Origin of the sequence: Stenotrophomonas sp. (genome assembly GCF_035634915.1) — a bacterium.
GTDB lineage: Bacteria > Pseudomonadota > Gammaproteobacteria > Xanthomonadales > Xanthomonadaceae > Stenotrophomonas.
The window spans coordinates 101,222-114,053 of record NZ_DASQCB010000001.1; the positions used below are offsets into that span (position 1 = coordinate 101,222).

At 68.6% G+C, this 12,832-nt stretch carries 8 protein-coding genes; 4 read left to right on the plus strand and 4 right to left on the minus strand.

Annotated features, from left to right (window positions below; translation table 11 throughout):
• The first annotated feature begins 83 nt into the window (after positions 1-83).
• The 3 genes from VER16_RS00475 (at position 84) to VER16_RS00485 (ending at position 5,979) form a co-directional block, all read left to right on the plus strand.
• Positions 84-4,664 carry a YadA-like family protein gene (locus VER16_RS00475; protein WP_324804907.1) on the plus strand — a complete coding sequence of 1,527 codons (4,581 nt, stop codon included), beginning with the start codon at positions 84-86 and terminating at the stop codon, positions 4,662-4,664.
• Positions 4,665-4,737: 73 nt separating this feature from the next.
• On the plus strand, positions 4,738-5,568 hold the full coding sequence (locus VER16_RS00480) for an OmpA family protein (RefSeq protein ID WP_324804908.1): 831 nt from the start codon (positions 4,738-4,740) through the stop codon (positions 5,566-5,568).
• 120 nt (positions 5,569-5,688) lie between these two features.
• Entirely contained in the window at positions 5,689-5,979 is a 291-nt protein-coding gene (locus VER16_RS00485) for a DUF6959 family protein (protein ID WP_324804909.1), read from the plus strand.
• A 67-nt stretch (positions 5,980-6,046) separates the two neighbouring features.
• Here the strand turns inward: VER16_RS00485 and VER16_RS00490 are convergent, their stop codons facing one another.
• The 3 genes from VER16_RS00490 to VER16_RS00500 form a co-directional block, all read right to left on the minus strand.
• Positions 6,047-6,763, minus strand: coding sequence for an MgtC/SapB family protein (locus tag VER16_RS00490; protein ID WP_324804910.1), 717 nt, complete (start codon positions 6,761-6,763; stop codon positions 6,047-6,049).
• 82 nt (positions 6,764-6,845) lie between these two features.
• The gene (locus VER16_RS00495; protein ID WP_324804911.1) at positions 6,846-8,618 is read right to left on the minus strand and encodes a chloride channel protein; all 1,773 of its coding nucleotides are present in this window, start codon (positions 8,616-8,618) and stop codon (positions 6,846-6,848) included.
• A gap of 62 nt (positions 8,619-8,680) precedes the next feature.
• Complete coding sequence (locus VER16_RS00500) at positions 8,681-10,756, minus strand: TonB-dependent siderophore receptor (RefSeq protein ID WP_324804912.1); 2,076 nt, start codon at positions 10,754-10,756, stop codon at positions 8,681-8,683.
• A 143-nt stretch (positions 10,757-10,899) separates the two neighbouring features.
• On the opposite strand from VER16_RS00500, the gene VER16_RS00505 reads away from it, so the two are divergent.
• The gene (locus VER16_RS00505; RefSeq protein WP_324804913.1) at positions 10,900-11,820 is read left to right on the plus strand and encodes a M14 family metallocarboxypeptidase; all 921 of its coding nucleotides are present in this window, start codon (positions 10,900-10,902) and stop codon (positions 11,818-11,820) included.
• A gap of 74 nt (positions 11,821-11,894) precedes the next feature.
• Here the strand turns inward: VER16_RS00505 and VER16_RS00510 are convergent, their stop codons facing one another.
• On the minus strand, positions 11,895-12,746 hold the full coding sequence (locus tag VER16_RS00510) for a LysR family transcriptional regulator (RefSeq protein WP_324804914.1): 852 nt from the start codon (positions 12,744-12,746) through the stop codon (positions 11,895-11,897).
• Between the last annotated feature and the right edge of the window lie 86 nt (positions 12,747-12,832).

The window sequence follows — 12,832 nt, forward strand, 5'->3', positions numbered from 1 at the left end:
CGCCAGAAAGCGCGAAATGTCAGTCACCTGCCTCGCGGCACGTCCACCGACTTTCAAGCTGTATGCCTACAGGGGAAATGCACATGAACCGCATCTACCGGCGCGTCTGGAACCGCCAGCTCAATGCCTTGGTCGTGGCCTCCGAACTGGCCACCGGCGATAGTGGCGGTACCGCCCCGCGCGACCCGCGCACCGTCCTGCTGACCCCCACCGCTCTGTCACTGGCGCTGCTGTGTGCGCTGGCAAGCGGCACGGCCTCTGCCGACGAAGCCAACCAGTCACTGCGTGACCTGCAGGCGCTGGCGGCCAAATACACCCAGGCCATGCCGGTGAAGATCGATGCCGAAGTCGCGCTCGCCGCTGCGGCGCGCCAGGCGCAGACCAGCCCGGCCATCAGCACCGATGCGCGCATTGGCCTGCAGTTGAGCACAACCGGCCTGCCGGTTGTGCGCGATGTGCTGCCGGCGACGGTCAAGGTTTCGCTGGGCGCGGGCAACCGACCGCAGCAGGTGGCCGCACCGGCCGTCGCCGCCGATGTGCGCGCGTCGGTCGGGCTGGGCAGCAGCACCCACACCGACCTCGAGTTGGGCGCGCAGCTGGCACCGCAGGCACAGGCACCGTTGGCGCTGGCCGGCAACGCGGCGGCCAGCGCGCAGGTTGGCATCGCGGGCACCGATGCAGCCAGTGTCGACACCAGGGCCAACGTCGCTGCGAACGTCGCCGCGACCCCGGCCACGTCGCTGTCGGGGCTGAAGACCGCGGTCGACAGCCAGGTCGATGCGAAGCTGGCACTGGCCGGCCACGCCATTGAAGGGCAGGGCCAGGTGGCGGCCGAGGCATCGGCCACGCTGCCGGCCAGGGAAGAGCTGCCGGGCGACACCGAGGATAGTGCGCTGACCGCCGGGATCGACGGCAGCGTGGCCGGCAAGGTGCGTGTGCTGGGCGTGGACGGCCAGGAGGTGGTGGCCGACCGCAACCTGAAACTGGCCGGTACCACGGCGGTGAACGCGCAGACCTCCTCGCTGGGGCTGGGTGGGCTGCTCACGGGCGTGGGCAGTGCGCTGGACGGTGTCGGCAATGCGGTCGGCAGCCTGGTCACGGGTGATCTCAACGGCACGGTCAACAACCTGGGCGGCGCCGTCGGCGGTCTGCTCGGCAACACCCTGGGTGGCCTGGGCCTGACCCAGCCGTCGCCGATTCCGGCAAACAGCCCCAAGGCACCGGCTGCTGCCGACCCCAATTCCGGGCTCATCGTCGGCACCGGTGGCCTGGTCGGCGGCGTCAGTGCGCTCATCGGCCCGACCACCGACAGCCTGTTCGGTGGGACCGGCTATCTTTCCAACGGCAATACGAAGGTCAGCACGGCCAACGTCATGCAGACCTATTCGACGGTGAACGTGCTGGGCCTGCCGACGGTCAATGCCACGCCGGTCGGCGGCCTGCTCAGCGCCCTCGGCGGTGCAACCACGGGCGGCAGCTCCCATCTCACCCTGATCGGCGGCGTCACCTCGGACAGCTACATCTACAACATCAACAACGGCAACCCTGGCGGCCTGCTCGGCCTGCTGCTGCCGAAGGATTCGCCGGAATGGGCGGCCAAATGCCTCAACGTCCTCGGCGTGGCCGACATTTCCTGCTGGGCAGTCAACGCCGCCCAGGACTACCAGGTACTGATGGGCGATGGCGCCTACGCCAACGGGTCCAAGGAAGTGGTGATCGGCGCCAATGCCCGCCATGAACTGCCGCAGGTGGATGCCAACGTCGCCTTCCCGGGCGACGGTATCAACAATGCGACCAACCCAACGGGCGTGCCCACTGCTGATTACGCCGCCCGCATGGGCCACTCGGTGATCGTCGGCGACAGTGCCGTGGGCACCGCCAACGGGCAGACCCTGCTCGGCGCCGAGGCCACCTCCAACCAGGCCAACTCGGTCGCGCTGGGCTATCGCTCGGCAGCGCTGCGCGGCGCGCAGGCCAGCTACAGCGCGTTCGGCCTGGCCGCGCCACAGGTGTCGGCCGGTGAGGTCTCCGTCGGCACCGCCAACGGTGGCGAGCGGCAGATCACCAACCTGGCCGCTGGCAGCGCCGGCACCGATGCGGTCAACGTCGCCCAGCTGCAGGGCGCCATCAGCCAGATCGATGCGCTGGGCGACGTCGCCGTCACCTACGACCTGGACGAACTCGGCAACCCGGATTACCGCCGGGTCACCCTGGGTGGGGGAACGGGCACCACCACCCTGGCCAATCTCACCGCAGGTGCACTCAGCGCCACCAGCACCGAAGCAGTGAATGGAAGCCAGCTGTACACCAGCAATGATGCGATCGCCCGCTTCTTCGGCGGCCGCACGGCCTTCGACGTGACCACCGGGGCCTTCACTGCACCGCTTTTCGAAATCAGCACCATTTCCAGCGACGGCGCCCTCGCGCAGGGCGTGTATGAGAACGCCACCGATGCGTTCGACGCGGTCGATGGTTCGCTGGTCAACCTCAACACGCAGATCAACGACATCCGCAATGGCGGTACCCGGTACCTGCGGGTCAACTCCACTGGCCTGGAGGCGCTGGCCACCGGCGCCGACTCCATCGCCGTGGGCAGCAATGCACAGGCCACCGCCGCCAACAGCATCGCGGTGGGTGCCAACAGCATCGCCGAGCGCGACAGCAGCGTGTCCGTCGGTGCTGCGGGTGCGGAACGGCAGATCACCCACGTGGCGGCTGCCACCGAAGCGACCGATGCGGTCAACCTGGCCCAGCTGCAGGCCTCGGAAGAGGGCGCGCTGCGCTACGACGCCAACGCCGATGGCAGCGTCAACTACGCCAGCGCAACGCTGGGGCAAGGCGGCACCGCCACCACGCTGCGCAACCTGGGTCCCGGAGAAGTCAGCGCCGCCAGCAGCGAGGCCATCAATGGCGCCCAGCTGTTCGCCGCCAACCAGACCGTGGCCACCCACCTCGGCGGTGGCGCGACCGTGGATGGCAACGGCGTGGTCTCCGCGCCCACCTACACCATCAACAACGTGGCCGCCAACGGCACCGTCACCCAGGGCAGCTACAACGATGTGGGCAGCGCCTTCGACGCGGTCAGTACCTCGCTGGCCAACGTAGCCGACCAGACCGATGAACTTGACCAGCGCGCAGTGAAGTACGACGTGGACGGGAGCGGCAACATGATGGATTCGGTCACCCTCAGCGGCACCGGCGGTGCACCGGTGAAGCTGACCAATGTCGCGGCCGGCAGCATCCTGGCCGGCAGCAGCGATGCCATCACCGGCGACCAGCTGTTCGCCACCCATGCCACGCTTGCCAGCTACTTCGGTGGCAACACGACCTACGATGGCAGCACCTCACTCTGGACCGCGCCGTCCTTCAGCATTTCCAGCATCGCCACCGATGGCAGCATCACGCTCAACGATTACAGCAACGTCACCGCAGCGTTCTCCGCCGTCGATGGATCGCTGCGCACGCTCAACCAGCGCATCCTCAACGGCAGCGCCAGCCCGTACCTGGCCGTCAATTCCACCGCTGCAGCGGCCACTGCAGCGGGTGCCGAAGCGGTGGCGGTGGGCCCGCAGGCCAGTGCGGCCGGTGCGGCCAGCGTGGCGGTCGGCAACGGTGCCAGCGCCAGTGCCGACAACAGCGTGGCCCTGGGCAGCGGCTCGGTTGCCAGCGTGGGTGCCCAGACCGGCTACACCGGTGCCTATGGCGCGGCCGGGGCCAGCAACTCGGCCGGTGAAGTGTCGGTGGGCAGCAGCGGCGCCGAGCGCAAGATCACCAACGTCGCCGATGGCTCGGACGACCACGACGCCACCAATGTGGGCCAGTTGAACAATGGTGTGAACTACGCCATCGACCAGTCCAAGGCCTACACCGACCAGAAGATCCAGAACATCACCAACGTGGCCGGCAGTTTCCGCGCCAACAACAGCAACAACCTGGCCGATCCGGCCGCCACCGGCACCAACTCCGCGGCCGGCGGTGCGGGTTCTACTGCCGCCGGCGCCAGCTCGACCGCGTTGGGCAACGGTGCACAGGCCCAGGCCGACAATTCGGTGGCCTTGGGCGCGGGCTCGGTGGCCAGCCGCGCCAATACCGTGTCGGTCGGTGCCGCCGGTGCCGAGCGGCAGGTGGTCAACGTGGCCGATGGCACCCAGGCGACCGATGCGGTCAACGTGCGCCAGCTGCAGGCATCGCAGCAGGGCACGCTGCGCTACGACTCCACCACCAACGGCGATACGAACTACAACAGCGTGACCCTGGGCAGCACCACCAGCGGACCGACCACGGTGCGCAACGTCGCCGCCGGTACGGCCGGCACCGATGCGGTCAACGTCGACCAGCTGCGCTCTGGCATGGCGCAGACCCTGGACTGGTCCAAGGCCTACACCGACGAGCGCATGGGCGGCTTCGAGCGCGACCTGCGCAGGACCGACAACCGCGCCTCGGCCGGTATCGCCTCGGCCATGGCCACCGCCGCACTGCCGCAGCCGAGCGAGGCCGGGCGCAACATGGCCTCGTTCGCGGCGGGCAGCTACAACGGCGAATCGGGCATGGCCGTGGGCATCTCCGGTGTCTCCGAAGGCGGCCGCTGGATCTACAAGTTCAGTGGTTCCACCAATACCCGCGGCGAAGCGGGTGTGGCGGTGGGTGCCGGCATCCAGTGGTGATCCGCATGGCCGGGCGGCACCTGTCGCCCGGCTCCGCAGGCCATAACGCCGGCCTCGTTACAGGGGGAATGACATGAACGTTCAATCCATCGCGCGCACCGGACGCAATGCCGCCGCACTGGTCCTGGCCGCAGGCCTGCTCGCGGCCTGCCGCAGCCATGCACCTGCGGCCGAGGGCCCGGCCGAAGCCACCACCGTCGCTTTCCCCGAGGCCTCGCGCGCCTCGCTGAAGGAAGGGGTCTACCCCGACGTCGCCGACCTGCGCCGCTTCGCGCCGGGCATGAGCAAGCGCCAGCTGTACACCCTGCTGGGCACGCCGCATTTCAATGAAGGGATGTGGGGCGTGCGCGAGTGGAACTACCTGTTCAACTTCCGCACCGCGCAGGGTGCCGAGTACTTCACCTGCCAGTTCCAGGTGCGGTTTGACAGCAAGGGTATCGCCCAGGGTGGCTACTGGAAGCCGGCGTCGTGCGCGGCGGTGCTGGATCCGCCGCGGCCTCCGCCGCCGCCGGCACCGGCCCCGCTGCCGGAACAGCCGCTGCGGCTCTCGGCCGATGCTCTGTTCGGCTTCGACAGCGCGTCGCTCAGCGTCGAAGGCCAGCAGGCGGTGCAGGGCGTGCTGGCGCAGGTACGCGAAGCCAGCCAGGTGCAATCAATCCAGGTGGTGGGCTACACCGACCGCATCGGCAGTGCCAGCTACAACCAGCAGCTGTCGCAGCGCCGCGCCGAAGCAGTGCGCCAGGCACTGGTGCAGGGCGGGGTGCCGGCCGCCAGCATCAGCGCCGAAGGCCGCGGTGCGGCCGAGCCGTTGGTGCAGTGCGGGCAGGGCAACCGGCGCGAGCTGATCGCCTGCCTGGCGCCCAACCGTCGCGTGCAGATTGCCGGCGTCGCCCATCCACGTTGATGTCTTCCCCGCCGGCACAGACCGGCGCCCGCGTCCCCCCTGGTCGGCCGGCAGGCCGTGGCAACGTCTCCCCCGTTTTCCACGCCTGCCGGCAGACCAGGTTCTTCAACGGTGCACACGATGAATGCTCAATTGCTGCCCTTGTCCATGAAGACGGAAACCACACTCAGCGTGTATGGCCCGCTCGGCAACCACTCGGTGGTGCGCATTCCCGGCCGGCGCCTGCCGGGGCTGATCCTGCAGGCCGACACCGTGGCCGGCTTCCTCACCCAGCTGCAGGATGCCCAGGCCTGCCTGCGCAGCGGCCGGGCGCAACGCGCCGATGCGGAGATGGACATGCTGATCGACACGTTGCAGCAGTGGCATGCGCTGATCGAATCGCGCCTGGCCGACGCCGGCGAGGCCCTGTAAAGAAAGGGGACGGAGGGGATCAAGTCGTTTGTGCCACAAACGACTTGATCCCCTCCGTCCCCTTTTTTCAGTCGCGGGTGCTGACTTCCCAAGTGGCGTGCAGCACGCCCGGCACCTGCTCCATGCGCGCCAGCACCAGGTCCAGTTCCTCGGCGCTGACGGCGGTGCTGACCAGTACGGCGATCACATCGGTCGGCGCGTCGGCATGCTCGACCAGCTGCACGTCGCCCACCGGGTACTGTGCGGCCTCCAGCGTATCGACCAGGCGTTCGCGCACCCGCGGCACGGCCTCGGCGTCCACGCTCAGGCGCACCTCGTAGGTCGCCTCGCTGGCGGTTTCGTTGATCGGGATCCGGTTGATCGCGTTCACCAGCGGCCGCAGCAGGGTGTTGCCGGCAATCACCAGCACCGCCAGCAGCACGCCCTCGGCCAGCATGTCCGCACCGGTACAGCTGCCCACCGCTGCCGAACACCACAGGGTGGCGGCAGTGTTCAGCCCGCGCACGTTCATGCCTTCTTTCATGATGACGCCGGCGCCGAGGAAGCCCACGCCGGAAACGACATAGGAAATCACCCGTACCGCCTCAGCGCTGCCGGCGATGCGCATGCCCAGGTCGACAAAGGCTGCCGCGCCCACCGCCACCAGCACGTTGGTGCGCAGGCCCGCAGTGCGTTGCCGGTACTGGCGCTCGGCGCCGATCAGCGTGCCCAGTATGAAAGCAGCCAGCAGGCTGACCACGGTGTCGGCGAAAGGGCCGGGCTGGAAAGTGTCGATGAAACGCATCGCCCGAGTCTAACCCTCCCAGGTGACAGTAGATCCACGCCATGCGTGGATGGCTTGGATCCACGCCATGCGTGGATGGTGCTCAATCGCTGTCTTCGACCCGTTCGCCCATCAACTCGCGCTGGCGCTTGTCCAGTTCCTCGGCATAGCGTTTGCGCACGAAGGCCTCGGACACCACGCCCAGCACCTGGCCATCGCTGGAGACCACCGCCAGTTCGTCGGCCTGGGTCTGGTCGAAGCGCTGCATCACGGTGACCACGTTGGCGCTGGCCGACAGGGCCACGTCACGGTTCTCGGCGAAATCACCGACCACGGCATCCGCCTTGACCCCATCGCCGAACAGGCGCGGGATCTGCACGATGCCGGCGTAGTGGCCTTCGCTGTCGACCAGGATGACGCGGCCGCCGGAACCCAGCGGGAAGCGCTGGCGGAAGCTGGCCGTATCCAGGTCGGCCGGCGCAGTGGCCACGCCCTTGCGCATCATCCGCCCGGCATTGAGGTTCTGCACCCAGCCCACGTCGCGGGCGCTCTTGATGGTTTCCCCGCGCAGGTGCATGCGCCAGGTCGAGAACGAATAGCCGAACCACTGCCGCACCAGCGTGCTGGACACCAGCACCGCGCTCATCACCACGCTGGTCAGCAGGAAGTCGTGGGTACCTTCCAGCACCAGCATGGCCATGGTCATCGGTGCGCCGACCACGGCAGCGGCCAGCGCGGCCATGCCGGCCAACGCGGCCGAGGTGGCATCGATGACCGGTACGCCGGTGGCCAGGGTCAGCAGGCCGGCAAACAGCGCGCCCACCAGGGTGCCCATGAACAGCGAGGCGAAGAACAGGCCGCCGCGGAAGCCGAAGCCCAGCGAGATGCCCGAGGCCAGGCATTTGAGGGTCAGCAGGGCACCGATCCAGATCAGCGGCAGGTGGGTGGTCAGGTCCAGGTGCAGGGCGCCGTGGCCGGAGGACAGCACCTGCGGGCTGGCCATCGCCAGCGGAATCAGCAGCAGGCCGCCCAGTACCGGCCGGCCCCACAGCGGCAGCGGGCTGCGCTTTACCGTGCCTTCGATCGAGGCGATCAGGCGCATCACCAGGATGCCGACCATGGCGCAGCAGCAGCCGAGCAGGCCGTAGATGGCGTAGTCGGCGGCGCGCACGTCGATGGTGGCGGCGGCCGGCAGCAGGTAGGCATCGATGCCGGCCTGGTCGGCCACGAACGCACCGGCCAGCGCGGCCACCGCCACGGGTGCCAGCGCGGCCGGAGTGTAGGCACCGATGACGATCTCGAACGCATAGAACGCACCGGCCAGCGGCGCACCGAAGGCGGCGGCAATGGCACCGGCCGCACCGGCACCGACCAGGATGCGCACGTCGTTGCGGCGCAGGCGCATCACCCGGCCCAGCTGCGAGCCGCTGCCAGCGCCCATCTGCGTGTACGACGCCTCCAGGCCCACCGAGGCGCCGCAGCCGTTGGAGACCAGGGTCTGGGTCAGCACGATCAGGTTGTCACGCATCGACATGCGGCCGCCGTGCAGGGCATTGGCCTCCACGGCATCGAGCAGCGGGCGCTTGAGGCGGGTGGCGGCCAGGGCGACCAGACCGACCAGCAGGCCGCCCAGTGGCAGCACCAGCAGCGCGGTCCACGGCAGCGAGGGCAGGGAACTCAGGCGCATGCCCTCGTCCAGACCGTACAGCGCGCCCTGCAGCCAGCGGGCAAGGCCTGATTGCAGCAGGGTCAGGCCGCCAGCGATCAGGCCGACCACCAGGGCCAGGGCGATGAACCACAGGTCACTGCCGCGCAGGCGCAGGCGCAGGCCCTGGAACGCCAGATGCAGGCGTGATGGCGAAGCGTGGGAGGACATGGTGGCGGCATGATACGCCGCCACCGTGATCGCTGCCGTCACCGCATCGGGCGTTTACCGCCTCAGAAGCGGTAGCGGCCCTGCACGTAGAAGGTGCGCGGCGCGGCGACCATGCGTCCGGCATTGCCATCCACATTGCGGGTGTACCAGCGCTTGTCGGCCAGGTTGTTGACGCCCACGGCAATCTCGCTGTCGCCCAGGCCCGGTACCTGCCAGGCCACCTGCGCGTTCAACAGGCGTACGCCCGGCACCCGGCCCACGCGGGCGTCGGCGCTTTCGGCCCAGGTGTTGGCGGCATCGGAGAACTGGCCGCTCTGGTGCGTGCAGGAGACGTTGAAGGTCCAGGCGGCAATGGCGTAGCGGGCGCCGATGCTGTCGGTGTCACGCGAGTAGAACGGCACGTCCAGGCCGCGGTTATCGCCGGACTGCTGGATCGCCTTGGTCCAGGTGTAGTTGGCGTACAGCTCCAGCCCGGCCAGTGCGCTGTCCTCGGCGAAGCGATATTCCACCGCGCTTTCCACGCCCTTGTGGTCGGTGGCGCCGATGTTCTGGAAGGTCGGCGGGGTGATGCCCGGCACCTGCTGGATCTGGTTGTCGAAGCGCATCTTGAACACGGTCACTTCCGCGCGCAGGGCGCCGTCCTGCCAGCGCGCACCCAGTTCGGTGGTTTTTGCCACTTCCGGGTTCAGCGGGTTGCTGGCGGTCTGCGAGTTCAGCTGGATGTTCTGCACCGGCCCGAACGAGGTGGTGTAGTTGCCGAACACGGTCAGCTGCGGGGTCAGCAGGTAGGCGATGTTGATCGACGGCAGCGCCTTGTCGTTGCGGCTGCTGAAGGTCGCGGTGCCGCCTGCCTGGCGGCGGTCCATGTCGATCCACTCCATGCGCACGCCCGGGGTGATCCGCCACTGGCCAACGGCGATGCGGTCGTCCACGTAGAACGCGTGCGCGTCGGTGGCGTTGTCGAAGCGGGTGATCGCGCTTTCCACGCCGGTGCGGCGCACCACGGTGTAGCTGCGGTCGTTGCCGCGCTCGCGCAGGAAGCGGTAGCCGGCGGTGATGTCATGGACGGTGCTGCCCCAGCGCAGGCGCTGGGTGTAGCGCGGCTCGATGCCCAGCACGCGGTAGTCGCGCGGCTGCACGGTCAGCTGGGTGTTGGCGGCGTTGATCAGCGAGCTGGCGCGGTTGCTCTCGTTGTAATAGGCCAGCACCTCGAACTCGCTGTCGGCCGACAGGGTGTTGGTGTAGCCCAGGTCGATGCCGGTGCGGTGGCCCTTCCAGAAATCGGTGGGGCGCGTGTTCTGGAACGGATCGGCCTCGTACTGCGCGCGGGTCAGGCCGCCCGGGGTCAGCGAGCGCACATCGTAGTAGGACAGCTTGGCGCGCAGCTCCTGCTGTTCGTCGATGGCATAGGCAAACTTCATGGCCAGGTCGTCGAAGCGGTCGTCGCTGCCCTGGCGCCAGCCGCGGCCGTCCTGGCCGGAGTACAGCAGGGCCATGCCCAGGCCGTTGTCGGCGGTTCCGCCGAGGAAGGCGTTGTACTGGGTGCTGTCACCCCCGCCGTGGTCGTTGGCGCTGTAGCGCACGCCGGCTTCGCCATGCAGCCCGGCTTCGGTGGGAATGGCGCGCGTGCTGAAATTGATGATGCCGCCGACGTTCTGCGGCCCGTAGCGCACCGCGCCGCCGCCACGCACCACGTCGATGGACTCGATGTTGGACAGGCTGGTCGGGGCGAATGACAGCTGCGGCTGGCCATACGGCGCCACCGCCAGGGGCACGCCATCGAGCAGCACGGTCGAGCGGGGCGAGTAACGCCCGGTCAGGCCGCGCACGCCGATGTTCAACGACACCGAGCTGCCGGCGGTGCCCGAGTTGTCGGTGACCTGCACGCCCGGGATGCGGCGCATGGCATCGCCGATGCTGGCCGCGCCACTGGCGTCGATGCGCTGGCGGTCGACCACGGTGCGCGCGCCGGCAAAGCTCTTCACGCTGTCGTGCAGGCCGGTGCCCAGCCAGCTGCCGGACACCTGGATGCTGTCCAGCGTGGTGGCGCTGTCCTGCGCGAAGGCAGTGGCGGACAGGCACAGGGTGAGGGCGGCGGCCAGGGGCAGGCGGGCCGGGGGCAGGATTCGGAAGGACATGGAGGCGGGCGCGGAAGGGTGGTAAATGAGAATTATTGCTGATTCCATTCTCCATTGGAATGCACCTTTGGAGGGTTGCGCATGAACGGCCCAGGAGGGCGGTGCTAAAGTTGCCGATTGCTTCCTGACTGCCGAGATCTGCCATGTCCACTGCCTCTTTCTACCCCGTCGGAACCCCTGGCCAGCCGTGGGGCACGGCGGAACGGGAGCAGTGGCGCGGCCGCCAGCAGCGCCTGCGCCGCTATGACGAGGAAGTGCTGCCGCGCATCGACGCCCTGGCCGACCGCTTCGACAAGGTGGCTTATGGCCAGCTCGACTACGCCGGCGAGACCTACACCCTGTACGCGCTGCGCAGCCGCGACTGGAACCCGGCACTGCCGGCGGCGCTGGTGACCGGCGGCGTGCACGGCTATGAAACCAGCGGCGTGATGGGTGCGCTGGATTTCCTCGAACAGCACGCGGCCGACTACGCTGGCAAGGCCAACCTGCTGGTGGCGCCGTGCGTGAACCCCTGGGGTTTCGAGCGCATCAATCGCTGGAATTACGATGCGATCGACCCGAACCGCAACTTCCGTGCCGGTGGCCCGGCCCGTGAGTCGACGGCAGTGATCGAGCTGATCGCCCCGTACCAGGGCCAGTTTGTGCTGCACATCGACCTGCACGAGACCACCGACAGCGACGAGAGCGAGTTCCGCCCGGCGCTGGCCGCGCGCGATGGCAAGCCGTTCGAGCCGGGCCTGATCCCCGATGGCTTCTACCTGGTCGATGACAGCGCGAACCCGCAGCCGGTGTTCCAGCAGGCGGTGATTGCCGCGGTCGAGCAGGTGACCCATATCGCCCCTGCCGATGAGAAGAATGAAATCATCGGTTCGCCGGTGGTCGCCCATGGGGTCATCGAATACCCGCTGGTGAAGCTGGGTCTGTGCGCGGGTATTACCGGTGCGAAGTACACCACCACCACCGAGGTCTACCCGGACAGCCCGCGCGCCACGCCGGAACAGTGCAACGACGCACAGGTGGCGGCGGTGCGCTCGGCGCTGGATTACGCGCTGGCCCACGGGTGATAGGAAAAGGGGACGGAGGGGATCAAGTCGTTTGTGCCACAAACGACTTGATCCCCTCCGTCCCCTTTTTCGCGTCACCCCAACGCTTCGGCCCACCACAACGCGGCCGGCCCTGGTGTGCTGTCGCGGCGGCGCACCAGATCGCTGTGGATGCGCCGTGGCCAGCCGGGCAGGCGCAGTTCCACCAGCCGACCGCGGTCGTAGCGCTGCACCAGCGCCCGCGGCAGCTCCGCCCAGCCGATGCCGTCCTCGGTCATTTCCATCACCATCAGATAATCCGAGGCGGTCCAGACCGGGCCGGCGGCGGCACGTTCGTGGTCAGCCAACGCGCTCAGCCGGATCTGCCGGTGACGGGCAAGCTGCGCGGCGGCGCGTGTGCCGGCCTGCGCCAGCGGGTGCCCGGCGGCAACGTAGATCGCCAGCTCGCTGTGGTGCGCCAGCGGCTGCGCCAGCAGCGCATCGGGGTAGCCGTCCTGGCGTGGCAGCAGGCCCAGATCGGCACGGCCGCTGGCGACGATGTCCAGCACGTCGTGGCCCTCGGCATCCAGCCACTCCAGTTCCACCTCGGGGAAGGTTTCGGCAAAGCGCTGCAGTACCCGCTGCGCCGGGTCGAGCTGGTACACATCGGAAAACACCAGCGTCAACCGCGGTTCCACTGGCGCCGCCAGGCGGGTGCTCAACTGCTGCAGGCGCGCGTCGGCGGCGAGGACCTCCTGGGCGTGGCCCAGCACCTGGCGCCCGGCCTCGGTCAGCTGCGGATAGCGGCCGCTGCGGTCGAACAGCGTCACGCCCAGGTCGGCCTCCAGATGGGCAATGGCGGTGCTGACAGTGGACTGGGTCTTGCGCAGGCGGCGCGCGGCTGCCGAGAACGAGCCCAGCGCGGCGGCCTCGACGAAGGCCTGTAGGGATTCGGGCGAGTAGGGCATCGCTCCATCGCTCCTGTCGATGGTATCCATCTTTCATCAATCGTATTGGGCGATGATACTGCAGCCGTGCCCATCGCCTCTGCAGC